The 26,448-nt window shown below is 65.6% G+C and carries 18 protein-coding genes and 1 riboswitch; of the genes, 11 read left to right on the top strand and 7 right to left on the bottom strand.

The window, feature by feature from the left end; genetic code table 11:
• Window positions 1–74 precede the first annotated feature (74 nt).
• The 3 genes from POL67_RS41755 to POL67_RS41745 all read left to right on the top strand — a co-directional run bounded on the left by POL67_RS41755 (window position 75) and on the right by POL67_RS41745 (window position 7,012).
• Window positions 75–5,168: an AAA family ATPase gene (locus POL67_RS41755; protein ID WP_271926659.1), complete on the top strand. Its 5,094-nt coding sequence runs from the start codon at window positions 75–77 to the stop codon at window positions 5,166–5,168.
• On the top strand, window positions 5,165–5,749 hold the full coding sequence (locus tag POL67_RS41750; protein WP_271926658.1) for a sensor histidine kinase: 585 nt from the start codon (window positions 5,165–5,167) through the stop codon (window positions 5,747–5,749). Before POL67_RS41755 ends, POL67_RS41750 begins: the two co-directional genes overlap by 4 nt.
• A 306-nt stretch (window positions 5,750–6,055) precedes the next feature.
• Window positions 6,056–7,012: a WD40/YVTN/BNR-like repeat-containing protein gene (locus tag POL67_RS41745; RefSeq protein WP_271926657.1), complete on the top strand. Its 957-nt coding sequence runs from the start codon at window positions 6,056–6,058 to the stop codon at window positions 7,010–7,012.
• Between the two features lie 16 nt (window positions 7,013–7,028).
• Here POL67_RS41745 and POL67_RS41740 read toward each other — a convergent pair whose 3' ends face one another.
• The 4 genes from POL67_RS41740 to POL67_RS41725 form a co-directional block, all read right to left on the bottom strand.
• Complete coding sequence (locus POL67_RS41740; protein ID WP_271926656.1) at window positions 7,029–8,384, bottom strand: PAS domain S-box protein; 1,356 nt, start codon at window positions 8,382–8,384, stop codon at window positions 7,029–7,031.
• 219 nt (window positions 8,385–8,603) lie between these two features.
• A complete protein-coding gene (locus tag POL67_RS41735) occupies window positions 8,604–10,091 on the bottom strand; it encodes a flavin monoamine oxidase family protein (RefSeq protein ID WP_271926655.1) in 1,488 nt (495 codons plus the stop codon).
• A 75-nt stretch (window positions 10,092–10,166) separates the two neighbouring features.
• Entirely contained in the window at window positions 10,167–10,514 is a 348-nt protein-coding gene (locus tag POL67_RS41730; RefSeq protein ID WP_271926654.1) for a hypothetical protein, read from the bottom strand.
• A 94-nt stretch (window positions 10,515–10,608) separates the two neighbouring features.
• Complete coding sequence (locus tag POL67_RS41725) at window positions 10,609–10,881, bottom strand: DUF6200 domain-containing protein (RefSeq protein ID WP_271926653.1); 273 nt, start codon at window positions 10,879–10,881, stop codon at window positions 10,609–10,611.
• A 1,220-nt stretch (window positions 10,882–12,101) separates the two neighbouring features.
• Between POL67_RS41725 and POL67_RS41720 the strand changes: the two genes are divergently transcribed.
• The gene (locus tag POL67_RS41720) at window positions 12,102–12,392 is read left to right on the top strand and encodes a beta-ketoacyl synthase N-terminal-like domain-containing protein (RefSeq protein WP_271926652.1); all 291 of its coding nucleotides are present in this window, start codon (window positions 12,102–12,104) and stop codon (window positions 12,390–12,392) included.
• Here POL67_RS41720 and sugE read toward each other — a convergent pair whose 3' ends face one another.
• Both sugE and POL67_RS41710 read right to left on the bottom strand, forming a co-directional pair.
• Window positions 12,393–12,707 (bottom strand): quaternary ammonium compound efflux SMR transporter SugE, encoded by a 315-nt coding sequence (gene sugE, locus POL67_RS41715; RefSeq protein ID WP_271926651.1) that lies wholly within the window; start codon window positions 12,705–12,707, stop codon window positions 12,393–12,395. It abuts the gene before it with no gap.
• 20 nt (window positions 12,708–12,727) lie between these two features.
• A riboswitch (guanidine-III (ykkC-III) riboswitch) is annotated at window positions 12,728–12,793 on the bottom strand.
• A 55-nt stretch (window positions 12,794–12,848) separates the two neighbouring features.
• A complete protein-coding gene (locus tag POL67_RS41710; RefSeq protein ID WP_271926650.1) occupies window positions 12,849–13,991 on the bottom strand; it encodes an STAS domain-containing protein in 1,143 nt (380 codons plus the stop codon).
• A 217-nt stretch (window positions 13,992–14,208) separates the two neighbouring features.
• Here POL67_RS41710 and POL67_RS53940 point away from each other — a divergent pair, with 217 nt between their 5' ends.
• Both POL67_RS53940 and POL67_RS41700 read left to right on the top strand, forming a co-directional pair.
• The gene (locus POL67_RS53940; RefSeq protein WP_271926649.1) at window positions 14,209–17,586 is read left to right on the top strand and encodes a DUF4132 domain-containing protein; all 3,378 of its coding nucleotides are present in this window, start codon (window positions 14,209–14,211) and stop codon (window positions 17,584–17,586) included.
• A gap of 55 nt (window positions 17,587–17,641) precedes the next feature.
• Complete coding sequence (locus POL67_RS41700; RefSeq protein ID WP_271926647.1) at window positions 17,642–18,601, top strand: protein phosphatase 2C domain-containing protein; 960 nt, start codon at window positions 17,642–17,644, stop codon at window positions 18,599–18,601.
• A gap of 89 nt (window positions 18,602–18,690) precedes the next feature.
• On the opposite strand, the gene POL67_RS41695 is transcribed toward POL67_RS41700, so the two are convergent.
• A complete protein-coding gene (locus POL67_RS41695; protein ID WP_271926645.1) occupies window positions 18,691–19,059 on the bottom strand; it encodes a VOC family protein in 369 nt (122 codons plus the stop codon).
• 357 nt (window positions 19,060–19,416) lie between these two features.
• Between POL67_RS41695 and POL67_RS41690 the strand changes: the two genes are divergently transcribed.
• The 5 genes from POL67_RS41690 to POL67_RS41670 all read left to right on the top strand — a co-directional run bounded on the left by POL67_RS41690 (window position 19,417) and on the right by POL67_RS41670 (window position 26,372).
• The gene (locus POL67_RS41690) at window positions 19,417–19,761 is read left to right on the top strand and encodes a hypothetical protein (protein ID WP_271926643.1); all 345 of its coding nucleotides are present in this window, start codon (window positions 19,417–19,419) and stop codon (window positions 19,759–19,761) included.
• Window positions 19,762–19,997: 236 nt separating this feature from the next.
• A complete protein-coding gene (locus POL67_RS41685; RefSeq protein WP_271926641.1) occupies window positions 19,998–20,864 on the top strand; it encodes a sterol desaturase family protein in 867 nt (288 codons plus the stop codon).
• Window positions 20,865–20,883: 19 nt separating this feature from the next.
• A complete protein-coding gene (locus tag POL67_RS41680) occupies window positions 20,884–21,843 on the top strand; it encodes a right-handed parallel beta-helix repeat-containing protein (protein ID WP_271926639.1) in 960 nt (319 codons plus the stop codon).
• 85 nt (window positions 21,844–21,928) lie between these two features.
• Entirely contained in the window at window positions 21,929–22,840 is a 912-nt protein-coding gene (locus tag POL67_RS41675) for a fibro-slime domain-containing protein (RefSeq protein WP_271926637.1), read from the top strand.
• 769 nt (window positions 22,841–23,609) lie between these two features.
• Window positions 23,610–26,372: a beta-propeller fold lactonase family protein gene (locus POL67_RS41670; RefSeq protein ID WP_373372434.1), complete on the top strand. Its 2,763-nt coding sequence runs from the start codon at window positions 23,610–23,612 to the stop codon at window positions 26,370–26,372.
• Window positions 26,373–26,448: the final 76 nt, after the last annotated feature.

The raw sequence follows: 26,448 nt of genomic DNA, 5'->3' as shown, positions 1-26,448 counted from the left end.
CCAAACATCGGCAGCACGCAGCCGCACCCAGCGCCGCCGCCGGTCGCCCGCCTCTCGCGGCAGATTTCATGGTGATGCCGAGCCCCGCCCCGTACACGATCACCGAGACCCTTTTCGAGGGGCGGGGGACGATCGTGCTCCGCGCCATCCGAGAAAGTGATGGCCGCCAGGTGATCCTCAAGGCGCTCGATCCGAAGAGCAGCCGCCCGCAGGACATCGAACGATTGAAGCACGAGCAAGCGCTGGGCGAGGCGCTGGACCTGCCGACCGTCATCAGGCCGCTCGCCCTCGACACATATCACGGGCAGCCGGCGCTCGTTCTGGAGGACACGGCGGGTACGCCTCTCGACCGCTTGCTCGGAGCGCCGATGGAGACGGAGCGCTTTCTGCGGCTCGCGATTCGCATCACGACTGCGATTGCGGACATCCACCGGCAGGGCGTCGTCCACAAGGACATCAAGCCCCAGAACATCATCGTCAATCCCGTGACGGGTGAGGCAAAACTCACGGATTTCGGGATTGCGTCCCGCCTTCCCCGCGAGCACACCTCGCCGCAGAGCCCGGACAAAATCGAGGGCTCGCTGCCGTACATGTCGCCGGAGCAGACGGGGCGGATGAACCGGGCAGTCGATTCCCGCACCGACCTCTATTCGCTCGGCATCACGTTCTACGAAATGCTCACGGGCAAACCCCCGTTCGAGGCGCGAGATCCGCTCGAATGGATTCATTTTCACCTGGCGCGTGTCGCGCCATCCCCCTCCGTGGTCGTCCCCGAGGTGCCCGAGGCCATTGCGCGCATCGTGATGCATCTCCTCGCGAAGATGGCCTGCGACCGATACCAGAGTGCGCGCGGCGTATTGCACGACTTGGAGAGGTGCCTCGCGCAATGGGTCGAGAGCGGGCGTATCGAGCCCTTCCCCCCGGGCGCGCTCGACGTGCCGGACCGCCTCCAGATCTCGCAGAAGCTCCATGGCAGGGAAGCGGAGATCTCCCTCCTGTGCGACGCTTTCGAGCGCGTCGTGGCCACGGGGACGCCGGAACTCGTGCTCGTCGCCGGGGACCCGGGGGCCGGCAAATCCGCGCTCGTCCACAAGCTTCACGAGCCCGTCGTTCGCGAGCGGGCCTTCTTCGTTTCGGGCAAATTCGACCTGATCAAGAGCGATATCCCTTATTCCACGATCGTCCAGGCCTTCCAGGAGCTCGTGCTCGGGATCCTGGCCGAGAGCGAGGAGCGGGTCGCCGCATGGAAGCAGCGGCTCGCGGCGGCCCTCGGGATCAACGGCAAGCTCATCACGGACGTGATCCCACCGGTCGAGCTCGTCCTCGGCGAGCAACCCCCGGTCCCTGTTTTGCCGCCTGGCGAGGCGCGAAACCGGTTCCACATCGTGTTCCGGCAATTCATCGGGGTCTTCGCGCAGCGGGAGCACCCCCTCGTGCTCTTCGTCGACGACATGCAGTGGGCCGATTCGGCCAGCCTCGCGCTCCTCCAGGACCTCCTGACCGATCCCGAGATGCATAGCCTCCTCGTCGTCGCCGCCTACCGCAACAACGAGGTCCCCCCCACCCATCCGCTCATTCTGGCGATGAACGAGGTGCGGAAATCGGCCGTGCGCGTGTCCGACATCGTCCTCGGCCCGCTTCCGAAGGTTCACCTCGCGGCGTTCATCAGCGATACCCTCCGCTGCTCCGTGGAGGAGGCTGAGCCGCTCTCGGAGCTGGTGCACGAAAAGACGGCCGGCAACCCATTCTTCGTCATCCAGTTCCTCACCGCGCTGTACGAGGAACGCTTGATCGAATTCGACGAGAATGCCGTGGCATTTCGGTGGGATGTGGCCCGGATTCGCGAAAAATGCTTCACCGACAACGTGGTCGACCTGATGGTCGACAAGCTGAAGCGGCTCCCAGCGGATACCCAGGACGTGCTGACCAGCGTCGCGTGCCTCGGCAACCGAGCGGACGCTGCCACGCTCTCGATGATTCGCGGCGACGGGGAGGACGAGGTGCACGCGGCGTTATGGGAGGCCGTCCGCGTCGGGCTCCTCCTCCGTTTGGGGGATGGCTACCGTTTCGTCCACGACCGCATCCAGGAGGCGGCTTATTCGCTCCTCTCGGAGGAAGTCCGCGCAGAGGTGCATCTGCGGATCGGGCGGCTCTTCCTGGCCAACATGCCCGAAGAGGCCATCGAGGAGCAGATCTTCGATATCGTGAGCCAGTTGAACCGCGGGGTCGCGTTGAACACCGATCCGCGCGAGAAGGAGTCGCTCCGGCGGCTGAATTTCCTGGCGGGAATGAAGGCCAAGGCCACGGTCGCCAATGTGTCGGCTCGCAACTACCTGGCCCAGGCGACGGCGCTCCTGCCCAAGGACGCGTGGAGCGCACTCTACGACGACACGCTCAGGCTCTATCTGGAGCGGTCCGAGTGCGAATACCTCGTCGGCAATTTCGAGGTGGCGGACGAGCTGTTCAACCTGATCCTCGCGCATGCCCGCTCCAACCTCGATCGCGCCGCGGTGTATGGCCTGCGCATGCGGCTGTACCAGGTCTCCGGGAGGTACGACGACGGGGTGACCGTCGCGCTCGAAGCGCTGCGCCTCTTCGACGTGACGTTCCCCGATTCGGACGAATTGCTGAAAGCGGCGACGGAGGCCGAGGTCCAGATCATCCGGACGAACCTCCGTGGTCGTCGCGTCGCCGACATCCTCGACGCGCCCGTGGCCACTGATCCCGACGGACGTACGATCATTGGCCTGCTCGTCGAGGCAGCGCCCTGCGCGTACATCGGGCGGCCGAAGCTTTTTCCCCTGCTCGCACTCAAAGCGGTGAGCTCGTCCTTGTGGTACGGCAGCACTCCGGAATCGTGCTTCGCCTATAGCGTCTATGGCATGATGCTCGTGTCGGCCTATGGCGACATCCCGCTGGGCTATGCGTTCTCCGAGATGTCGCTGCGGCTGAACGAGAAGTTTCACGATCTCCGGTTGAAGGGGACACTCCTTCACCTCCACGGCGACCACATCAACTTTTGGCGGAGGCCCTTCGTCACCGACATCCCCATTCTCGAGCAAGCCTTTCAGGCGTGCCTGGAGGTCGGCGATCTCGTTTATGCCGGCTTCCTCGCCTTCGAGACCGTCTGGCAGGCCGTGGAGAAAGGCGACCCGCTCGATGAAGTGCTCGTCCTATCGCAAAAGTATGCCGCGTTTGCACGGCAAAGTCATAACATCCCGGTCTACGAGACCATCCGGCTCGAGCGGCAGTTCGTGGCTTGCCTAAAGGGCGAGACGCAGGGGCCGACGAGTTTCGACGACGCCACGTTCCACGAGGCCACATGCCTCGCGGGGATCAGCCGGGCGACGTTCGGCTGTGGCCTCGTCTTTCACGACATCATGAAGCAGATCACGGCGTTCACCTATGGGCGCCACGCCGAGGCGCTCTCGTTTGCGGCGCGAGCGGCGGCGAACCTGAGTGCCGCAATGGCCATGCCGATCGAGGCCACCCACCATTTCTTCCACGCACTCACGATGGTGCAGCTCCTCCCGGATGCACCCGCCGACGAGCGGGAAGAGCTCACGCGGGCCCTCGGGGGCGTGTTGCAGAAGCTCGCGGCCTGGGCGGAGAACTGCCCCGAAAACTATCTCAATCGATACGCGCTGGTCTCGGCCGAGGTCGCGCGCGTCGAGGGGCGCGATCTCGATGCGATGCACCTGTACGAGCAGGCCATCCGGTCCGCGCGTGAAAATGGGTTCGTCCATAACGAAGGTCTCGCCTACGAGCTCTCGTCGAGGTTTTACCGGGCACGGGGGTTCGAGCAGGTGGCCGACACGTACCTCCGCGACGCCCGCGCCTGTTATGCGCGCTGGGGGGCCGATGGCAAGGTGAGGCAGCTCGACGAGCAGAATCCGCGCCTCCAGGAGCACAGGCCTTTCACGCCGACCGCCACCTTCGCGCTGCGCACCGAGCAGCTCGATCTGCTCTCCGTCGTCAAAGCCTCTCAGACCATTTCGGGCGAGATCCTCCTCGACGAGCTGGCCCGCACGCTCCTCCGGGTCGTCCTCGAAGAGGGCGGCGCGCAGAAGAGCTACCTGCTCCTCCTTCGTGAGGGCGACCTCTCGATCGAAGCGGAGGCGCGCCTCGAAGAAAAAGGGGCGGTGACGAGGCTCCTCCCCTCGCTCCCGGTTTTGTCGTCCCCCCTCGTCCCGGCCTCGATCGTGCGGTATGCGCAGCGGACGAAGGAGCGGGTGCTCCTCGACGACGCGACGGCGAGCAAGTTTGCCTCGGACCCGTACATTGCCCGCGAGCGGCCGAAGTCGGTCCTGTGCCTCCCCATTCTGAGGCAGGCCCACGTGGTCGGGCTGCTTTATCTCGAGAACAACCTGCTCATCGGTGCATTCACGCCCGGTCGGCTCGTCGCGCTTTCGCTCCTCGCGGTCCAGGTTGCCATTTCCCTTCAGAATGCGCGGCTCCTGTCGGATGAGCAAGCGGCGCGGGCCGCGGCCGAGGAGGCGGAGCGGCGCTCGGCGTTCCTGGCCGAGGCCGGGGAGCTGCTCTCGGAGTCGCTCGATTACGAGGATACCCTCGCGCGTCTCGGGCGCCTGTGCGTGCGATCCATGGCCGATTGGTGTGTGATCGACACCGTGGAGGGGGAGGAAATCCGGCGCATCGCCGTGGTGCACAAGGATCCTGCGAAGGCGCCGTTGGTCGAGGAGCTCCGGCGGCGATATCCGCCCCATATGGGGTCGCCCCACCCGGCGGCCAGAGCCATTGCCACCGGTGAGCCGGTCCTGCTCCCCGACCTCGACACGCGCCTCCGAGATCATACCCAGGATGAAGGACACGAGAGGATCATCCGCGCGCTCGGGCTCCGATCGCTGCTCGCCGTGCCTCTCCTGGCGCGCGGACAAACGCTCGGGGTGCTCTCCCTCGTCACGGGCGCATCGGGCCGCAACTATGGGAGCGCCGACGTCGAGCTGGCGAAGGAAGTGGCGCGCCGGGCCGCGAGTGCGATCGACAACGCGCGACTCTATCGGGCGACTCAGGAGGCCATCCGCGCGCGCGACGAATTCCTCTCCATGGCGTCGCACGAGCTCAACACCCCGCTCACGTCGCTCATGCTCTCGCTCCAATCGATGGGCCGGGCTGCCAATCGAGCCCCTCCAGCGACCCACAGATCATGACCAAGCTGGCCGAGCGCGCCTTGCGGCAAGGCGCGCGCTTACGCAGGCTCAACGATGATCTCCTGAGTGTCGCCCGGGTCCACACAGGTCAGCTCCCGCTCGAACTCGCCGCCGTCGACCTCGGCGCCCTCGTCCGGGACGTGGTCGAACAATTCAAATTGCAGATGTCGCAGGCCCGGTGCTCGGTCTCGATCCGGGACAGCGCTCCGGTCGTGGGGAGCTGGGATCCCGCCCGGATCGAACAGATCGTCGTCAACCTGCTCTCCAACGCGGTAAAATTCGGGGCCGGCAAACCCATCGAGATCTTCATCGAAGAGGAGGCCGGGATCGCGCGGCTCACGATCAAGGATCACGGAATCGGCATCGAGCCTGCGCAGCAGGGCCGCATCTTCGAACGCTTCGCGCGCGCCGTGCCCAGCAGGTATTACGGCGGGCTCGGGCTTGGTCTTTACCTCAGCCGCAAGCTCGCCGAGGCGCACGGCGGCTCGATCCATGTCCAGAGCGAGCCTTCCGCCGGAGCGACGTTCATCGTCGAGTTACCTGTCGCCGGGCCCATCACCACCGGCCGGGGCGAGGGGTAGGGGTCGTCGAGGCATGCCTGTTGCACAGGTCCGCGCTCGGGAAGCGCGTACGCCCCACCCATGAGGGACAACAACATGCTTGCAAAGACGAACCTTACTCTTCTCTGGGCCATTGCCACGACTGGCGCTTTGTTGCTTGGCTGCGGAACCGACGGCACCCCTCGAATCGACGGCGCCGGGGGGAGCGGCGCCGGCGGAGCGGGTGGCGCAGGTGGCGCGGGTGGCACAGGTGGCACAGGGGGAACGGGCGGCTCCACGCCCGGCTGGGCGTTGCCTGCGTGCGAATCGGTGAGCGGGACTTCGGCCGTGACCTTCACGCTTGACGAAGGGGAAAACCTCGCAAAGACTCCGGGCCAGCTCCAGGGAATCGGATACACCTACGGGCTCGCGGCGCTCGATACGCCGAACACGCTGCTCGCCGAGCACAAGGGGAAACTCTTGCGCTCCGAGGACGCGGGCTGCACCTGGAGCGAAGTGGGCACGCTGACGGGGGGCAATTTCAGGATCACGGCCGCGAAGGGAGGGCTCGCGTACGCATGGGCCGAAAACGGCGACGCGTTTTATCGAATCGATGAGACCGGCCCCCACGCCTTTTCGACGCCCGCGCCGAACATCGTCGGCGTGGGCGTCGATCCTGCCGACGGCAAACACCTGCGCCTGGGCGACGCGAACGGCAGCCTGCACGACTCGCATGACGGCGGCGAGACGTGGTCGAAGCAGGGCACCCCTCCCGCCTCGGGCAGCTTCATCGGGTATCGTTTCGCCTTCGATCCCAAAAACCTCGACCATGTGCTCTTCGGCCAATCTGTGGGCGGCGGTGCCGTGACGTTCGACGGCGGCGCGACATGGAAACAGAGCGCGGGCCTCGGTGCCAATGGTTCGAACGTGTTCTCCATCGCAGTGTCTTCCGTGGATGGAGACGTCGTATGGGCCGAGGCGCTGGAGATCGGCCCCGACATCCGCCACATTTATCGATCGAGCGACGGCGGCTTGACCTTCGGCGTGGTCGTCACCGACTCGGCGGACATCAAACTCATCAATGGTACGCTGCTCGCACCACACGCGACCGACGTCGGCGTGCTCTATTTCGTCTTCGGCATGGAGTACAATGACTACGGGACAGACCTCTTCCGGTACGACCACGTGACCGGCAACGTCACGAAGACGCACAACGCCAATGACGATGTATCGGCCATCGTCGCCTCTCCCGCGGATCCCAAGCTGCTTTATCTGGGGCTAACGGTCGAGAACGGCGGCGGTTGACGCCGAGCGGGCGTGCCTACCCGCGCCGCATGGCGAATGCGATACCGCTCTGCAGCGTACTGCGCGTGACGATATTGCCGAGATCCACGCCCAGACCAATGAGCGCCTGGGCCACCTCGGCGCGAATCCCCGTCAGCACCACCTCGGCGCCGAGCAGCCGCACCGCCCTGGCGGCGCGCAGGAGCGCCTCGGCCACCGCAGCGTCGACGGTTGCCACGCCTGTGATATCGAGGATGGCCACCTTCGCGCCCCGCGCCGTCACGCCTGCCAGCAAGCTCTCGAGCACGTGCTCGGCGCGCGCCTCGTCCACCGTACCGATGAGCGGCATCACGACCACGTGGTCGCTGATGGGAATCAGGGGCGTCGAGAGCTCCGCCAGCATGGACGCCTGCGTCCGGATGATCTCGTCCAAGAGCCGCCGCCGCTCCTCCTCGGCCCGTTTCGCCACCCGCAAATCGCGCGTCACGGCCCCGATGCCGAGCGGCTGTCCCGTCTGCTGATCTCGGACGATGCACGCATTGTATTGCGTGGGGAACGCTTCGCCCGTCTGGAGGTGCCTGAACTCGAGCTCGCCCTCCCAGCGCCCCGTCTTTTGGATGGTCGGTACGACGTGCTGCACGAAGTAGCGGGCGGCCTCCGGCGTGAGGACCTTCGTGACGTCGAAGCCACGCATGTCCGCGTCGAGCTCGAATCCTATCAACCTTCGGCCAGCCGCATTGCAGTAGATCCCGCGGCCGTCCAGCGTGCAGATGCCGATGAAATCCGCGCAGTTTTCCACGGCGGCGATCATCTGCTGGCGCTCCTCGTCGAGGCTCTCCATGCGCGCCTGCCCGCGGCGCAATTCCGCGGCCGTCTCCGATTGCTGCTCCAGGAGCTGTTGCCGCTCCTCGGCCTCGCGCTTCTCTGCTCGCAGGTCGCGCGTGACCGTGGCCAGGGCGAGCGGTCCCCCCGTCTCGGGATGCCGGACGAGATACGCGCTGTAATAGACGACAATGGGCTCGCCCGTCGGCATGTGCCGGAACCGGAGCTCTCCCTCCCAGCGCCCCTCGGTCATGAGAATGGGGACGATCTCCTTCTCCAGCCGGGGGATCTCCTCTGGCATCACGTAATCGGTCATTACGGTGCTCTGCACTTGCTCCGCGCTCGCGAGCCCCACCAGATTCCGTCCAGCCGTATTTACATAGAGGACCTTCCCGTCGAGCGAGGCAATCCCAACGAAATCCGTGCAGCACTCGAGGGCGGCGCTCATGAGGCGCCGCTCGTCCCCCACGCGCTCGAGGAGCGCCTCTTTGGCGCGCAGGACATCGATGATCCGCTCCTGCGCTGCGACCTGCTCCTCGAGCGCGGCGATGCGCCGGGATAACGCCTCCAAGGATCCCGATCGTCGGCCCCGCCCTCCGAAGCGTCATTCATGACGACGAAGCTATCCGAGCGGCGCGTCGAGGTGAAGCGCGTCGTGCTCGGTCGGGTCGTTTCGATGCCGCTCGCCAAGGCCGTCGGGGGCGACGAACCCCGAGGTCGTCGATCCGGTTCATGCGCCTGTCGGCGAGCGCCGCGCGTAAGGTGGATTCAGGGTCGTTCATGCTGAGAATCAACCCGATTTCGCGGGTGCGGGGATGACGCCATTCTCGCGCAGGATCACCGCCACCTCGGAGGCGACGCGCTCCCCGGCGCGAACTGCGCCTTCCATGAACCCATCGAACTCGGCAGAGGTATCCGAGCCACCCCAATGAATGCGGCCCACAGGCTGGCGCAGGGCCGGGCCATATTTGCTGAGGACGCCAGGCCCGAGCGGCGACGCGCAGCCGGTCGACCAGTCTTCACCGAGCCAATCCATCTCTACGAAATGGATGGCATCGAGCGCCTCTTCTCCGAAGAAGCTCACGAGGGACTGGGTGACGACCTCCTTGCGGCCTTCCGCGGTGGCGGGCAGCTCCTCCCCCGCACCGAAGGCGACGAGGACGCCTGGCGTGCCGGACGCCGGCGTGCTGTCGAAGATGAAGTCCACGACGACCCCATCCCCGACCGCTGTGCCGTTGAGCCTGCTGTTGCGCCAAAAGGGCGTCTTGTACACGATGTGCGCCTTGTAATCCGGCGAGCCCTTCCAATTCTTGATGAGTCCTGCCTTGAGCTCGGGCAACTTGGGCTCGAAATCGATACGTCGAGCATCTGCCGGCATCATCGCGACGATCACGCGGCCACATTCAATCGCCAGGCGCTCCGTCTCGACGCGCACGGGGCCCGTCGGATGATCCACGATGCGCGTCACGGGCGAACCGAGCAGCACCCGGTCCCCGAGCATCTCCGCCATCTTCACGGAGAGCATCTGGGAGCCGCCGCTGAGCGAAACATCCTGGCTATCCGAAATGGCCATCAAGCGCTCGAGTCCGCCGACGGATTTGACGGCCGCGACGAACCGCAGAAGCGAGATGTCGTGCGGCTGGCAGCCGAACGTCCAATCAATGGCGAGCTCGATGTCGCGCCTTCCCCATACCGTCGACGAATTGTCCGAGAGCCAGTTGAACATCGAGACTCGATCATACTCGGCCGCGCGGGGTGCGTCCCACGGCGCACCCGCCGGGAGCTCGGCCGCCATCGCCTCGAGTTTGTCCCTTAGCTGCCGCAGCTCCCGCGCCTCGGCGCGCGTGAAGAGCCGGCCCGTCCCGGCCACGCGGACACTCTCGAAGAGAAATACGGGGTTTCCCTCGGACTCTGCCGCGTCCACGGTGCCGACGCCGAGCTCCTCCGCAAGCGCAAGGATCCGCGTGTGCTTTGGGCTGACCCAGGCCCCTCCACCGTCGACCATCACACCTTGGCTGACCTCCTGGCTGATGGTCAAACCGCCGACCCGATTCCGAGCCTCGAGCACCACGACGGAGCCGACGCCTGCTTTCAGCAACTCCCGTGCGGCGACGAGCCCTGACAAACCAGCGCCGATCACGACGATGTCCGCCGTCCTCTTCTCGAGCGGGCCGGAACGAGCGCAACCGCCTCGTCCACAGCCGAAGAGAAGGCTGCCTCCGATGCCGGCCGCGCCGCGGAGGAGCGCCCTTCGCGTGAGGGGTGGACGTAACTTCATATACCTCTGCACGTCACGCCTCGCCTTCCCATCAAACCCATAGATTCATTCCCGTCCCCTTGAGCCCGAGGAGCTTCACGAGCTTCGCGATGCTCCGCCGCAAAGTACAGCGACAGGAGCCAGCTCGCCGCAGAACACCTTCGGAAAGATGTCCCTGCGCATTGCCATGATCTGAGCAGCCTTGATCCACAGACCGCCCAGCCGCTCCATGTCCGTTCGAACCATGAGCGCGACGCGGAGAGGCGTACACTTGCCTTCGATGCCATGCGGAGCCCGGAGCTGCGCCATCCACCGGTGCCCTATCACCTTGAAGACCAACCAGAACGTGAAGCAGAGACGCCAGGAACGGACCGGTTCGAGCGGGTGCCTCGTGATACCCTTGCGTACAGCGAGGGGAGTTGGAATCAGCTTCTTCTTCCGCATGGTGATATGAGAATAGGAATGTCGTCGAGCTCGGAGACGGATGGGAGCTGACCTGAGAATCGATCCGCCCCCGCCCCTCATGCGCAATCGGTATTCAGCCGAGTCCAAACATCTTGCCGGCCTTCGTGCGCTTCTTTTCGCGTACGACGATCACGACCGCCTGGGCGCCGGCGGGGATCGCCTGGGCCGCCCTCCCGTCGTCGAGGACCTGCAGGATGCGATCCATCAGCCGGCCCGGCTTGCCCCTGCGGAGCTTGCGGACGTCCTTTCGCTTCTTCTTCCCCAGGTCGATGATGATGGGCTCCTGCGTCGCTGCCGCAGCGGCGGTGGGAGTGGCCGATTTCGTGGGTGCAGTTTCGGTGGCCATGGTGAATCCGTCGCTTTCCTTGATCGGGTCGCCCCGATCATCTTCGAACCTAGAACAACGTGCTCAGCTTGAAGCTCTTTCGGCCCTTCCGGCCGGCTGCGGACAAATTCTTCGAGGTCCTTCAGCCAGTCTTCTTCTTCTTCCGGTTGGAACGCTCGTGTCTGGCGAGGTACTGATCCAAGACCGCGCGGTTGGCCCGCGCGCTCCGCCGGGGGCCGCGGGCTGCGCGGACGACGGAGTCACGATTCGCCTGAGCCCCTTGATGCTTCTGATCTCCCTGCTGCCTCCGATAGGGGGTACACGACTCACTCCACGAAAAGTGCCACCCAAGGGTGATCTCCATCTGAATCGCACCGGGAGGCGTTTCCCCCATCGCGTCGACGCGCGCCGGCCCGTACGAGCCGACGTTCTTCCTCATTTTTTGCGATGAGTTGATGCTTTTCTGTTTAAAATCTTGTAGAAGTACGACATCTATCAGCAGCGGCGGGGTAAGTCCAGTGTGATTCGTGCTGTGGGCTCCATTACGAGGTTGCTCGCAACGGGGCAAGTAACGTTGGATTGGGCAGCCGATCGATGCGAGATTCCCGGGCGATTCACGAGTGGGATCCAAGGTGCCGACGCTCCCTCCCACGGGGTCGACCAGCCGAGTGCGGCACATCGCGCCCCCATGAGCTCTGAACGCGCCTGAACAGGCGAGGGTTGCCCATTGAAATTCGTGCGCACCCACGAAAATTGCGCTGGTGTCAAGCTGAACATGGCGAGCTCGTGGCGCCTGCGCGGATCTCCCGTGGCTGAACATCCGCGTGGGTGGTGCGGCCATTCCGTACGGCCGGTTGCTCTTGCGCGCCGCTGGTCCATCGTGTTACAGCGCAATAAACGTGCTCCATAAGGCTCCGGAGTATGATCGGGGCGAGTATCGCCAGCGGGGCGGTTTCTTCATCGAGTATGTATGAGAATACCGGTTTCGATGCGAGCGCGAAGGTCGCCTGCGTCCTCGCGCCAAGAATCATTGTGCGTGTGGCTCCAGGTGGAAGTGGGGCGATTGCTCGGCGTGTCGTCGACGCCATTGGAAGAGATCGGCGTTTTCGTGAACTCGGCCTCGAGTCCGCGCTGTTGACGGCTTTGGTCGCTCGTCTGTTCGGCGTATATCGGTCGCCCGCTTTTGCCCACCGCTGCGTGGGGAATATTCCACGATCGAGGCGTTGTCGAGATATGCCGCCATGCGTAGCCTACCCGTCGCATCGTTTTCGTCCTTCGTCGAGTCCGTCCGCCTGAATGATCCGTCCCCGTCCTCGATGCGCATTGCCATCATCGGTATGGCTCGCCGTCTTCCCGGTGGCGTGTCCTCGCCGGCCGAGCTCTGGAAGCTCTTGCGGGAGGGGCGGCACGGCATCCGGGAGGTCCCGCCGGCATTCGAGCCGAACCCGCTCATTCGCTCGATGACGAAGTTCGAATTCGCGCTGCACGGAGGGAGCCCCGCTGCTCGGACGCGAACCTCGAGCACGGCTTGATTACGTGCTCGCCTTCAAGCCGACGATCGAAGCCATCAACAGCACAAGAAACCCGATCCGGGCCGGTGTTGCAGGCTCCTCGAAGAGCACCATGCCGACGATCGCCGTCCCGAGTGCACCGATGCCCACCCACACCGCATAGGCCGTCCCGATGGGGAGCGACTTCGTAGCGGTCGCGAGCAAGTACATGCTCGCCACGATCGCCGTGATCGTGAGCGCGCTCGGGAGCGGACGCTTGAACCCGTTCGTGTACTTCAACCCGATGGCCCAGCAGACCTCGAGAAACCCTGCGACGATGAGGGATACCCATGCCATGACGTGCACTCCTTCCTTCGGGTGCGTCGTCTTGGCCTGACCGGGTACGGCGCGTCTCGTCCGGGCCGGCGCTCGTCCGGCTTCGGAAAGCTAGCGCTGGAACGGGGGACAGGCAAGCGCGCAGGAAGAGTGCGGCTGGTTTCAGGCGGCTTCGTTCATGCGCCGGATGCAGAACTTCAGCGCGTCGCGCAGGCTCGCGAGCGTCACGGTGCTCGAGATGTCGAGCCCGAGGCCGATCATCGTCTGCGCCACCGTGGGCCGGATGCCCGTAATGATGCCCTCGGCCCCCATCAGGCGAATGGCAGAGATCATCTGCAGGAGGTGATTCGCCGTCGCCGTGTCGACGATGTCGACGCCCGTGAGGTCCAGGATCGCAAAGCGCGCTCGGGTCTGGAGCACGGTCTGGAGCAGGTTCGCCATCACCTCGTCCGCGCGCGCGCTGTCCACGACGCCCACGAGCGGCAGCGTGAGCACCTGATCCCATACCTGGATGATGGGGACCCCGAGCTCCCGGATCACCTGCTGTTGCTTGTGGATGAGCTCGATCTTGGCGAGGAGCTCCTGCTCGACGCGCCTGAATTCGCTGACATCCATCGATACGCCGACGAGCCCCGAGATCGTCCCGCTCTCCTCCCGCATCGGCAAAACCCAGTTTTCCCAGAAGACCCCGTGGACCTCGCTGCTGTTGTGTGCGGCGCGCCCTTCGAGCGCGGCGCGAGTGTCCACGATGGTCGGGTCATTCGCGTAGAGATCAAAAAGGTTCCTCCCGACGAGCTGCCCCGATCGGAGGCCGGCTGTCTCCAGGGCCTTGCCCTCCTGGAGGGTCAAAATGCCATTTTCGTTGCAGGTCCACACCGCGATGGGGAGGCTGTTGAAGATGACGTCGAGGATACGCGCGCGTTTCTCCAGCGCCGCGAGATCGGGAACGCGATCCACCGCATTGCCATTCGGCCGCAACGTCACATGAATCTCATCCCCTGCCGTGCGCCACGCGACGCACACATAGGTCTCGTAGCGTCCGTCCCGCCCGCGGAGGCTGCATTCGAAGACGGACGGTTCTCCCCCCTCGCGCAGCCCCTCGCACACAGAGGAGAGCGCCGCGCGCGCCTCCGGCAGCAAGAGATCCGTGAGTGATGTGCCTTGCTCGCAGGCGGCACCGAACACACGCTCGGCAGCCAGGTTGCTGCACGAAATGGCGCCGCCCGACCCGACGACGAGGCAAATGTCGGGATTCGTCAGAAAAAAGCGACGTGCTTGATGATCGTATTGCATCTCTGTGCTCATCCCCGTCTTCCCTGTACCCATGACCGAGACGGTCCGCCCTCGCGGTTCTATGGGCCGAACCTGCCACAGCGGGAGATGCAAGGACAAGCTCGAACCACAGGTGCTCGAATTCGAGACCGCCTGCTGCGCCACGCGCGATGTCGCGGGACGCGTTTTTGATTTTCCGGTGAGCTCCTCCGACTTGCGGCACGCGGCGTCCGTGCGCATTGTCGCGTCCGTGACCTCGACAGCTCACGAGCCGATCGTCCTCTCGCCCGAGCAAGAAGAGACCCACACCCTCCACACGTCGTTCCACGATACGGCGGAGATGCAGCGCAAGTGTCAGTGGGTCACGCGGAAGAGCGATGGGACGAACGACGGCCCGGTGCGCTGGTATCACCCAAACGGCGCGCTCTGGCACGCCGGCACGTCGATCGTCGAGCCCATCGGGACCTGGCACACGTATCGCGAGGATGGCTCGCTGATGCTCGAGGAGGTCGCGCAAGGCGGCGACGTCTGGCGCGTGACCGCCTTCGAGAACGGCAAACGCGTGCGGGAAGGCAAGCGCTCGCGGAATGCCCAGGGCCAGCAGGTGTTCGAGGGCTACTGGACGATCTTCACGGATGGCGTGCCCACGCATCAGGAGCGCTGCCCGCGCGGCGACGCGTGGGGCAGCTCCCTGAACGCGACACGACCGATGCCCGACGCGATGCGCGCGGCGCTCCTCGCATCCGACGTGTCCGCTGCGCTTGCCGCGCTCCGCCGCACGCTCCTCTCACCGAACGCGCGCGCCGTGCTTTGGAACGGCGCAGACGGTCTGCTCGACGAAGGCTTCACGCCGAGCCCCGAAGCCGCAGTCGCGCTCGCATTCGATCCGCAGGCCTGGGGCCACGACCCAGAGCCCAAGCGCGCGCTCCGCTACGTGTTGCCGATCGCGAAGGAGACGCTCCCGCTGGTGATCACGCGCGCCGAGGCGATCCCGCCAAACCGGCCCGATGTGACGCACGCGTGCGCGATCCTCTTGCCGCGCCTCCTCGAAGCCACGGGGGCTCCGCTCGACGCGCGCTGGGACACGCTCCTGACCCAGGCGATGACGATCGCGTTCAGCCAACCGATCGTCGCGTTCCTCGGCGAGACGCTGCTCACGCTGCCGCCCGAGCGGCGTGAAGCGCTCCTGCTCGCGATGCCCACGATCGACTGGCAGTTCGCGCGCTTCGTGCCTACGCCCAAGATCCTCGGGCGCGCGCTCGACGACCTCGCGAAGCGTGTCCCCGACGCGCGTGGTCGCGACTCCTGGAGTGAACGCGTGATGCAGGAAGCGCTGGTTGCTTCGGGCCCCGCCGCGGTGGCGCCGCTCGTCGCGTGGATCGAAGGGCCGGGCAAGCAAGCGGCATGGCGTGGCGTGGTGCTGCGCGCGCTCGGCGCGATCGGCGGCGCGAGCGTGGCGACGGTGCTCCTCGCGCATGCCGACGATCGCTACGAGCTCGTACGAAACGCCGCGCGTGAAGCACTCCGAATGCTCGGGGAGGCTGCGCGGCCGGCGCTCATCGAGGCGTCGAAGGGCGAGGGGACGCTCGCGCGCTGGGCGAGGGACGAACTGCACGCCGTCGAGGCGCTGCCCTCGGCGGCCGATGTCGCGTTGCGCGAGCTTCAGGCGTCGCTCACGAGCGAGGAGCGCGCGCGGTACGCGGAGATCGCGGCCCCGGGCCGAGGGTATGCGGGGGTCTGGCCGGAGCCCGCGACCGTCCAGGTACGCGCGGCGATTCAGGCCGATCCAGTGCGCGCGCTGGCAGCGTTCGCCGAGCTCGACGTGGTGCACGGATTCTTCGGCTTTGCCTTGGCCGAGGTCGGCAAGCACCCCGGCATCGCCGCGATCGTGGCGGACCTCCTCGCCGCGGATCGCGGCATCTACGGGCTCGACGAGACGTTGCTCGATCGCGCGCCGTCTGCGCTCGATCCGCTCGGCTTTCGACTGGAGCGGCGCCTTCCCGGCAACACGGCAAAGATCGCGGCGCACGTCGCCGAGCATCACGCGTGGGAGGGACGACGCGTGCTGATCGCGTGTGCGCGCAGCGAGGACGCGCCGGTGCGTGAGCTCGCGGTGCGCGGCCTCGTGCGTGCGGGTATGCGCGTGGTGCCCGAGGTGCTTCCCTTGCTCGCGCGGGACGACGACGAGAGCGTCATCTCAGCGGCGCGTGTGATCTGCGCGCTGCCGGCTTCGGAGGCGGTTGCGGTGCTCGAGAAGGCGCTCGCAGGTGCGACCGGCGAGCGGCTTGCAGCGTTGACGCTCGCGCTCGAATCGTGCCGCATGAGGGCGCTCGCGTCCGATCACGCGGCGCTCGATGCATACCTCGCCGAGCGCGCGCGAGAGCGGGGCGCGAACGTCCCGCGGCTTCCTGGGCTGCAGGCGATGCGCTTTCGCGATGGCATCGGGCTCTCCGAGGACGCACGCCGTGGGCTCTTGGCTGCGCTGGCTGCCGACGACGCGAGCGCGCCCCACGGTGGCCTCGCCGCGATCCGTCGCGAGATCGACGACGGTGATGCGGCCGAGCTTCTCACGGTGATGCAGCGCGAGCTGCTCGGGCACAAGCCGTGGCGCGTGCTCGCGATCGGCACGCTCGGTAGCGACGCGCAGCTCGACGCGCTCGGCGCCGGGGCGCAGACGCCGCTCGAGATCGAGGCGCTATGGCGGAGCGGTCGCGGCGTCGCGTTCGAATGGCTCGATCACCTCTCGGCGCACGGCAAACCGGCGCTCGCGCGCGCCGCGCAGGAAGCGCTCCGCCACGCGTGCGAGGAGCGCGGCATCGATCGTGATGGCCTCTTCGATCTCACGATGCCACGCGCGCCGCACGACCCTGAGAAAGCGCGCGCGACGCTGCGGCGGCGGCTCGAAGCGGCGATGATCGTGGGGCGGAGCTACGACGCCGAGCACTTCCGTGTGTTCGTGATCGAGCACCCGGTGGTGCGCGCCTTTGCGGCCGGGCTCGTGTGGAAGGACGCAAAGGGGCGGCTCGCGATCCTCACGGCGGAGGGCGCGGTCGACGCCGCGGGCGTGGTCGTGGATCTCGTGGCGCCGGTGACGATCCCGCACCCGATAGAGATCGACGAGGCGGTGCTCGCGGCGCTGCGTGAACGGCTCGCGGCGCTCGCGCTGGTGCAGCCCTTCGCGCAACTCGAACGCCGCTTCCACCGCGATGCACAAGCCCAGCTCGCCACGTTGATCACCGCGAGCAAGCCGAGGCCGCTCGCGGCCTTCGAGGGCCTACTGCGGCAGCGTGGCTATCACCGCGGCACGGTCGAGGAGGGAATCGTGACTGAATCGAGGCGTCCTCTCGGCGACGGCTGGTTCATGATGGTGCGGCATGACGCGATATGGGTCCGGGAGCGCGGCCAGAAGACGTGCGGCCTCCAGAACATCGAGCCGATTCGGCTACCCGTATGGGCGGCGCCGACGCCTGCGCTCTGGAGCGAGGCGCTCGAGGACGCGCGCATCGTGCTCGAGACCGAGATGGGGCCGAAGAAGGCGAGAGCGCCCAAGAAGCCCAAGGACACCGCGGACGCTGGCGAGCCCAAGGCGCGCAACCCGCGCAAGCCGCGGAAGGATCCGGCGACGTGAACGTCCGCGTGCAGGCGCCTCGCTCTGGAAGTACAACACCAACCTCATCGCCGTCATGGGTCTCTTCGACATTGTCGTAACCGATGCAAAGTGCCCGCGCTGCGACCACCTGCAACCGTGGCGCATCCAGTACAAATACGGGTATTGCCGCCTGCACGAGTACAAGCCCGGCGACGCGATTTGCTGGTTCGATCCACCCGGGCGTCGCGCACCGCGGATCGACATGGGGGAAAACGTGGGCGGTCTGGTTGCCGTGTCGGGTACGCCCGAGGCCGCATGTCGTCACTGTGGAGTCGAGCTGGACGAAGCAACGGTGTGGTTCCGGGACAACGTCGTGGAGAGCGTCGAGGTGGGCGTTCCCGCGCAAACCGACGAATTCATCCCCGTCGCCCCTCCGCTGGAATGGCTGCACGTCTGGTCGCAGCGGCGTGCGGGCAGCGCAAACGAGGATCGCCTTGAAGCGAGCTGCCGTGGTCGACGTTGGACGTTGATCGTTGCGGACGGCGCGGGTGGGCTTTCCGGCGGCGCGCTCGCTGCACGACGAGCGGCGGAAGCGGCGTCGGCCCTGGGGGCAGACATGGAGCTCACGCCTGCGGCCTGGTGCGAATGGTTCGCGCGACTCGACCACGAGATGTCCGCGGATCCAAAATGCGGCGAGACGACGCTGGTCGTGGTCCAGGTGAGCGGCAATGAGCTGTGGGGCGCGAGCATCGGAGATTCGGGGGCCCTCCTCATGGAGAATGGGCGGGTGGTGGAGCTGACCGCGATGCAGAAGCGCAAGCCGCTTCTCGGCAGTGGGGCATGCACGCCCACGGCGATCGAGCAGCAGCCTCTCGTGGGACGCCTCCTCCTGGCGACCGACGGTCTTCTGAAGTACCTGCCTCGACCGAGGCTATCCGAGGTTGTTCTTGCGGGGGATGTCCCTTCGGCCGTCGAGGCGCTCATCGAGGCTGTGAAGCTCCCTTCTGGGAGTTTTCACGACGATGTCGCCATGATTCTCGGCGAGCGCGCATAGCATAAAGAGCCACTGCGCGCTCACCGCGCTCGGCGCTGAGCTCGGCGAGCGTCGAGAGAGCCCGGACCCTGCGGGCTCCGCCGCGACGCTCATTTTTCCGATGAGAGGACGAACTGGTTTCCGTCCGGGTCCTTGAAGATCGCGCTCGTGCCCCACGACTGTTTCTTCGGCGGCTGGACGAACTCCACCCCGCGTGCCTTCAGCTCCTCGTACGTCTTTTCCACGTCGGCGGTGGCGAACGAACCATTGAAGAAGGTACCGATACGCGACTCTTGTCCCGGCGGCGTGAAGAGCACCACGCCGGTCTGCGCCCCCGGGATGGATAACTCGATCCACCGCTGCCCCGGGCCCATCGGTTGGTCGGTCTCCACCTCGAAGCCCAGTTTTTGCGTATAAAACTCCAGCGCCCTCTGCTGGTCCTTCACCGGGATGCTGACGAATTTCACCTTGGTAATCATGCGAGTTTGCTTTCTGGTGGTGACGACGAGGGGCATCCTGCCGGCGCGCAGCTCCGGACGGTACACCGAGACACGGCGAGCGTGCAACGGAGCGCGTCTTTCTCGTGCTCGTGCAACACGTCTCGCATCTACGCTCCCGGCTGCTAGGCTCTCCGGGCGAAAATGTCCCTCGTTCGTCGAAGCTGGGATCGTGCGTGGCTCGTCGCGCTCGTGATGATCGGGTGCGCGCCGCACGCGGGGGAACGCGAGCCGCGGCCGCGGGGCGATGACGTCGCGGAGCCGGTGTGCGAACCGTTGCCGCAGACGCGGCCCCCGGGGGTGGTGTTGCGCGTTAGGCGGGTCGATGGGGAATCGCTCATGCAGGTGCTCGACGTGGCGTTGGTTGCCGACGCCAAGTGCCCCACGCGTTCGATCCTCGAGGCTCCGGCGTGCGTGCGGTTGGCGAATGACGCAATGGATTACGTGTGGCGCGAGCTCGTCGCCGTCGCACCCCACGAGATCGCGGTCGAGGCCCACGGCGAGTGCATCCACTGCGGCGGCCCATGGTTCGCGATCGAGTGGCCCGACGGCCGCTGCGATCGCGGCACCGACTCCTTTCACGGCATCGCCCGCGCGTCCTGGGACCGCTTCGATCGCGCCGTGCATCTCCTCGAAGCAGCCGCCGCCGCGGGGGGCGTCACGCCGGCGGCCCCGCCTCGGTGATGGGCCTGCGGTCTCCGTCGCAAGCGCTGTGATGACGCATCACCGAGATTGCGAAGGAATGACGATATCCCGCTGAGACCAGCGCGATGCGCGGGCTCCGATGCATGCCCTCGGTCCCTGGATCCGTCGCCGGGATGCACGCGCAGAGGAACCGCTTCGACGCTTCGCTGCTGGGAATTGATGGTCCGAGGCAAGCTGTGGTACGTCCCCGAAGGGATCCGATCGGAGGATATGTCATGCAAGCTCCGCCTCCGGCGCCGAACACGAGGCGCTGGACCATCCACGAGATCATCGACGCGGCCGTTCTCGTCGTTTTGACGGCTGCTGGATTTCTTCACCCCGAGAGCACGGGAACCTGGTTCTCGAGCCTCCTCGTTTCCTTCGCCATCCTCGTGGTGCCCGTATTGTCGGGCGCGTCGATGGTGACATGGCTCTCGCGCCGCCTCGGGACGCGGATCCAGGGGCCACGTATCAAGCCGGCGCCCATGGCGAGGGAAGCCTTCGAGACGGCGCGCGCCATGTACGTCGCCGCCTGCCTCATGGCCTGGCCCCTCACGGCATGGCGATTGGGGTACCCGACGGGGCTCGTCTGGAACCTCGATGCGCACGGCGTGAGCGTGGTGGCGGTCGTCGTGCAGACCGTTCTCGGCGTCCTCGTGATCGACGCGTGGCTCTACTGGAAACACAGGTTGCTGCACACACGGCTCTTGTTCGGATTCCACAAATCCCACCACGTCTTCCGCGATCCCACCGCCTTTGCCGGATTTGCGGTGGGCCCGATCGAGGCGCTTCTCACCTTCTGGCCGATTCTTCTTCTGTGCATCCCCGAGGCGCTGCACTGGGCCCCGCTCTATTTCGCGCTGGTCGTGGGATTCGTGAACCTCAACTTCTATCTCCATTGCGGCGTGACCCTCTCGTGGGTCGAGAAGACGTTGCCTCGTATCTTCCTCAACACCTCGGCCTTCCACAACGTGCACCACGCCCGGGCAAACACGCATTTCGGCGAGGCGCTCTACCTGTGGGACGTCCTCTGCGGCACGCGGCTCAAGGCCGCCGAGGCAACGGCCGCGGAATCGGCCCCCCATGCCTCCCCCTCCGTTTAGACAGCCTTAGACAGCCACCATGACCTTCGACCATCCCTTTCTACGCGCGCTCTTCCTCTTCCAGCTCACTCTCGCCGCTGCCTGCGGCTCCTCCTCGAGCCATGGGAACTCCGGCGCCACCGATGGGGCCGGTGGCACTGGGGGCAGCGGCGGCGCGGGCGCCGGCATGCCGGCCGGATCGGGTGTGGGTGGCGGTGGTGGCGCAGGAGGCGGCAATGCCGATCCTTGCGCCAAACCGTGGCCCGACGCGACGAACACCGGGATTCCGGCGGGCACGCCCTCGCTCACGGTGATCGAGAACGATCTGCACACCGAAATGGATGGCCAAGTGTTCGACGCGGTCGAGCTGCGCGGACGGCTTTACGTCGACCACAAGAACATCACCATCAAGCGGTCGCTCCTCGTGGGCGACGAGTACTACGTCGTCTACGCGACCGACACCGCATCGGGGCTCACGATCGAGGATTGCGAGATCTACGGCGGCATCCTCTCCCCGGACAACACCACCGTGCGGCGGAGCCACACGCACGCTGGCCCCGGAATGACGCGTAACGACGGCTATCAATTTGCCGCGTCGCACGTGCTGCTCGAAGACAACCTCTTCGACGGACTCGCGCCGACGCCCGGCGCGCACGTCGACGGCATCCAGGACATGGGCGGGGTCGATGTCGTGATTCGGCACAACTGGATCGACCCGGCCGCGCCGCCCGTCGAGAATGGGGGTGTGAACGCGGCCGTTTTCGTCAGCCCCGAGTTCGGCAATCCATCGTCGGACGTGACGGTCGAGTGCAACATGCTCCTCGGCGGGGGGAGCTGGTATCCGCTTCGAATCTATGGCACGACGGGCTCGGTGGTGGTGCGCGGAAACCGCTTCGACCGCAACTTTATGGGCGTCCCGGTGCACCTCGTCGATACGACCTTGACCACCTGGGAGGACAACGCATTTTCCGACAACGGCGAAGGGATCCCCGCGCCCTAGCTCATGGCGCGGGAGCCTCGCGGGCACCTCGTGCAGCTCCCTGGATGAGCTTCCGCGCCGTCTGGTCGCATGGTATCATCCACCAATGCGCACCACGAACCTTTCGCTCCTCGGCCTGCTTCTCGTCCTCGGTTGTTCGTCCGGTCAGGATACCGGTTCTCCGACGGGGGCAACGACTGGCTCCTCCGGCTCGGGTTCGGGGGGTGGGGGAAGTGGCGGCGCGGGGGCGGGCGGTGCGGGCGGCGAAGGTGGTCTCAATCTCACGACCTCCAGCGGCACCGGCGGCGATACCGGCGAGGAGTGTTTGAGCACCTTGACCATGCGGGTGCGCGACTTCTCCGAAAGCCACCCCGACTTCCAGTGGAGCGACCACCCCAATTTCAGTGAAATCGTCGGCATTCGACAGGGCATCCTGGCTGCTGAATTGGCCAAGCAGCCTGACGGCAGCTTCAAGCCCGTGTACGTTGCCGGCAATGCGGTCAGCCCCGATGGCCCGACCTACGCGCCCTTCACCGGTGTCGCCAATTTCGATGCATGGTATAGGGACACTCCCGGCGTCAATTTTGCTTCCAATGTGCAGATCCCGCTCACGGGCAATGGTACCACGCTCGTCTACGACGACGCGAATTTTCATCCGATAGATGCGACCTTCGGTTTTGGGAACGAAGGTTTCGAGCTGAATGGCATGCCGAACAACTGGCACTTCACCACCGAAGCGCTCGTTTCCTTCCGTTACAAGGGCGGGGAAGTGTTCACGTTCCGCGGGGACGACGACATCTGGGTGTTCATCAATCACCGCCTCGCCATCGACCTCGGCGGACTCCACGGTCCCGAGCTGGGCACGGTCGATCTCGACCAGCGCGCCTCGGAGCTCGGCTTGGCCCTCGGCGGCGTATACGATCTGCAGGTCTTCCATGCGGAGCGGAATTACTCGGGCTCGAATTACCGGTTCGAGACGAGCAACTTCTGCTTCTTGCCGGTGGACCCGCCCAAGTAGCGATACGCCTCGTGGTGGGGCTCATGTGCGTCCGGCCCCTGCGAGGGCGCGATCGCCGCGCATCTCCGCGCCGGGCGAGCGTGCAGGCTACGTGTCGCGCCGTGGCCGGCGCGGCGTTCGTCGCGAGGTGCGGACGGGCAACTGGCTGACCGTGCGGGGCACGTCCACGCAGTGGCTCGCGAACACGACGTCCGACGGCCGCCCGAGGTCACCTCGGGGGATGCCACCGTGTTCGCGCCGGGCAACGTTGCGTCCTTACCCCCTCGCTGCGAGCGCTCTGACCTGGAAACGACCTGCGGGTAGCTCCGAGCGACGTTGCCCTCTGCTTGCGCGCGGCAGCGCGGGGGATGGGCAGACGGCACAGCGTAGGCAAAGGGCGGGCCCGAGGGACGCGTGCCGAAGAGGCGGCTTGTTTTTCTCGGGCGCTCTACGGCCACGCGAACGCCCTGAAAGACTTGTGCCAACGATGGCGTCGAATCTTCGTCGGGGCATCCCATTAATGCGCATGTTGGCCTACACAAAATAAGCTTGAAATTTGACACGGACCGGGTACTTTATAAAAGCGCCCGAAGGCGCCCCCGATCGACCGGCAGGAGGGAAAGAGCGATGGTCCGTTGATGTGGATCCATCGATACCCTTCGGCTCGTCGGTCTCGCTGAAATTCATTCGTCCGAATTTGGGCGATTGCTTCATCGCTGAAAGGGGAGATATGTCGACCGACCTTCACGCGCGGGAGCTCCATGGCTCCGGGCTCGATCACGCTATCCTCATGCCGGCGCGACGGCGGCGCGGAAAAACCTGGGTTGCATTTGCGGCAGCCCTTTCAGGCGCGATGTTGTCGGTGGGCTCTGCCAGTGCGGCGTCCTATACGCTCTTCGAGAGCGGCCAAGTCCGGCCTCTCGCGCTCTCACAAAACGGCCAGCGGCTGTATGCCGTGAACACCCCGGATAACCGGCTGGAGGTCTTCCATGTCACGTCTTCGGGGCTGCTGCATGTCGGATCTGTAACGGTCGGACTCGAGCCTGTTGCTGTCGCATCTCGAAACAATGACGAGGTTTGGGTAGTCAATCATCTCTCCGACAGCGTGAGCGTGGTGGACGTCACGGCTCCCTTCGCCCCGCGCGTCGTCCGTACGCTGCTCGTCGGCGACGAGCCTCGCGACATCGTGTTCGGCGGCCCCAACCGCAGCCGGGCGTTCATTACCACTGCCCACCGCGGCCAGAACGCTCCTTTTGATCCCCAGCTCACGACGCCCGGCATTGGGCGCGCGGATGTTTGGGTATTCGACGCGACGAACCTGGGGTCGAGCTCGCTCGGAGGTGTCCCCCTCAACATCCTCCGTCTCTTTGCGGACACGCCGCGGGCGCTCGCGGTGAGTCCGGACGGGAAGCGTGTCTACGCGGCCGGCTTCCACACGGGCAACCGCACCACGAGCATTCATAGGCACCTCGTCCTCACCAACGGCGGGATGCCGCCGCCTTACACGAATGCTCTCGGCGAACCCCAGCCGCCGACCGCGCTGATCGTGAAGTACGACGGCAATCACTGGGTGGACGAGAGCGGGACACCTTGGGATGCAGCCGTGAGGCTCTCCCTCCCCGACAAGGACGTCTTTGTCATCGACGCCATGTCCAACCCTCCCGCGCAGCTCGCAGGGACCGCGGGCTATTATACCGGCGTGGGTACGGTCCTCTACAACATGATCGTGAACCCCGCGAACGGGAAGGTGTACGTCACGAATACCGATGCGAACAACCTCCAGCGGTTCGAGGGGCCGGGGATCTTCACCGGCTCGACGGTCCGGGGCCACCTGCATGAAGCCCGTATCTCCGTACTGTCGAATGGCACCGTCACGCCGCGCCACCTCAACAAACACATCGACTATGACTCCTGCTGCGCGCCGCTGCCCAACACCGTAAATGACAAGAGCCTCGCGACGCCCGTGGGGATGGCCATCACCAGCAATGGCTCGAAGCTGTACGTCGCGGCGCTCGGTTCCAGCAAGATCGGCGTCTTCGATACGGCCACGCTCGAGAACGGTACATTCACCCCGAGCGCCGCGAACCACATCGTCCTCGACGACGGCGACGAGCCTGTCGGCCCGACGGGCATCGTTCTCAACGAGTCCCAAAAGCGGCTCTACGTGCTCACGCGGTTCGACAACTCGATCGCGATCGTCAACACGACGACAAGAGCCGTCCTCGGCCGCGTCTCGCTCTATAACCCGGAGCCTCCGAGCGTCGTCGCGGGCCGGCAATACCTGTACGATGCACGATTCAGCTCCGCCAACGGGGAAGCGTCCTGCGCGAGTTGCCACGTCTTCGGCGACATGGATAGCCTCGCCTGGAATCTCGGCAACCCGGACATCGCGACGGGCGACCTGCCGGGACCGATCGCCAGTCCGTTTCCGAAATTTTTCCCGACATTCAATGGATTCTCTGCGCTCAAGGGGCCGATGACGACGCAGAGCCTCCGCGGAATGGCGAATCATGGCCCCATGCATTGGCGAGGCGATCGCACCGGTGGCAACGCCGAGCCGAGCGCGCAGCCGAACGAAGGGACGTTCGATGAACGTGAGGCGTTCAGGCAATTCCAGGCCGGGTTCATCGACTTGCTCGGCCGCAGCGCCCCGATCCCCGACGACGACATGGAGGCATTCGCAGATTTCGTTCTCCAGATCATGTACCCCCCGAACCCGATTCGGAACCTCGACAACTCGCTCACGCCGGATCAGGAGGCGGGGCGCGATCAGTTCTTCACGGTGGGTGGGGCCCTTTCCGGCGCCTGCGAGACGTGCCACCGACTCGATTCGACCGCCAATGCCGAGTTCGGCGAGCCCATTCCCGGATTTTTTGGCACCGGGGGCGGATACGTCGTCAACGAGCAGCCACAAAGCCTGAAAGTTCCGCATCTTCGCAACCTGTACCAGAAGGTCGGTATGTTCGGCATGGCCAGAGTGTCGAATATCTTCCCCAAGGATAACGACCACATGGGCGACCAGGTGCGCGGATTCGGCTTCACGAACGATGGGTCTGAAGACACGCTCTTCCGCTTCATGAACTCGCGCGGGTTCGACAATCAGACGTCGTTCCCGGACAGCCCCCCCGTTTCCCCCAATGGCTTCGACGAGAGCCCTCCAGGGGCAGGCGACCCGGTGCGCAGGCAGGTCGAGCAATTCCTCTTGGCCTTCGACAGCAACCTGGCGCCGATCGTCGGGCAGCAGGTCACCGTCACGAGCCAGAACAGCGCCGCCGCGAAGGCACGCCTCAATCTCCTCGTGTCACGCGCCGATGTCGGCGAATGTGATCTCGTCGGAAAGACCCGCTTCGCGCAGGAGATCGGCTTCCTGTATGTGGGCGCGAATGAGTTCACGTCGAGCTACCAATCGTTCGGGACGATCTCCAAGACCGCGCTGTTAAACCTGGCTCAACTCTTCCAGCGCGAGCTGACATTTACGTGCGTGCCCCCTGGAACCGGTGAACGAATTGGCATCGATCGGGACGAGGACGGCATCCGGGACGGCGACGAATAACCCTACGCGCTGCTGCGCCAAGGGACGCGAAGCTCTCCTGCAGCGGGCCACGTCGAGCATCGACGCGCCCATCTCT

It is taken from the genome of Polyangium mundeleinium (assembly GCF_028369105.1).
Classification (GTDB): Bacteria; Myxococcota_A; Polyangia; order Polyangiales; family Polyangiaceae; genus Polyangium; species Polyangium mundeleinium.
The sequence above is the reverse complement of the archived record's forward strand: the minus strand, read 5'-3'. Positions and strand labels throughout refer to the sequence as shown.

What these genes read in the sequence shown, in the direction of transcription:
- POL67_RS41730 (WP_271926654.1), bottom strand. Translation starts at nt 10,514, where the DNA reads ATGCGGAAGAAGAAGCTGATTCCAACTCCCCTCGCTGTACGCAAGGGT.
- POL67_RS41695 (WP_271926645.1), bottom strand. Translation starts at nt 19,059, where the DNA reads ATGATTACCAAGGTGAAATTCGTCAGCATCCCGGTGAAGGACCAGCAG.
- POL67_RS41720 (WP_271926652.1), top strand. Translation starts at nt 12,102, where the DNA reads ATGCGTAGCCTACCCGTCGCATCGTTTTCGTCCTTCGTCGAGTCCGTC.
- sugE (WP_271926651.1), bottom strand. Translation starts at nt 12,707, where the DNA reads ATGGCATGGGTATCCCTCATCGTCGCAGGGTTTCTCGAGGTCTGCTGG.
- POL67_RS41690 (WP_271926643.1), top strand. Translation starts at nt 19,417, where the DNA reads ATGCAGGTGCTCGACGTGGCGTTGGTTGCCGACGCCAAGTGCCCCACG.
- POL67_RS41710 (WP_271926650.1), bottom strand. Translation starts at nt 13,991, where the DNA reads ATGAGCACAGAGATGCAATACGATCATCAAGCACGTCGCTTTTTTCTG.
- POL67_RS41670 (WP_373372434.1), top strand. Translation starts at nt 23,610, where the DNA reads ATGCCGGCGCGACGGCGGCGCGGAAAAACCTGGGTTGCATTTGCGGCA.
- POL67_RS41755 (WP_271926659.1), top strand. Translation starts at nt 75, where the DNA reads ATGCCGAGCCCCGCCCCGTACACGATCACCGAGACCCTTTTCGAGGGG.
- POL67_RS41725 (WP_271926653.1), bottom strand. Translation starts at nt 10,881, where the DNA reads ATGGCCACCGAAACTGCACCCACGAAATCGGCCACTCCCACCGCCGCT.
- POL67_RS41675 (WP_271926637.1), top strand. Translation starts at nt 21,929, where the DNA reads ATGCGCACCACGAACCTTTCGCTCCTCGGCCTGCTTCTCGTCCTCGGT.
- POL67_RS41680 (WP_271926639.1), top strand. Translation starts at nt 20,884, where the DNA reads ATGACCTTCGACCATCCCTTTCTACGCGCGCTCTTCCTCTTCCAGCTC.
- POL67_RS41750 (WP_271926658.1), top strand. Translation starts at nt 5,165, where the DNA reads ATGACCAAGCTGGCCGAGCGCGCCTTGCGGCAAGGCGCGCGCTTACGC.
- POL67_RS41685 (WP_271926641.1), top strand. Translation starts at nt 19,998, where the DNA reads ATGCAAGCTCCGCCTCCGGCGCCGAACACGAGGCGCTGGACCATCCAC.
- POL67_RS41700 (WP_271926647.1), top strand. Translation starts at nt 17,642, where the DNA reads ATGGGTCTCTTCGACATTGTCGTAACCGATGCAAAGTGCCCGCGCTGC.
- POL67_RS41735 (WP_271926655.1), bottom strand. Translation starts at nt 10,091, where the DNA reads ATGAAGTTACGTCCACCCCTCACGCGAAGGGCGCTCCTCCGCGGCGCG.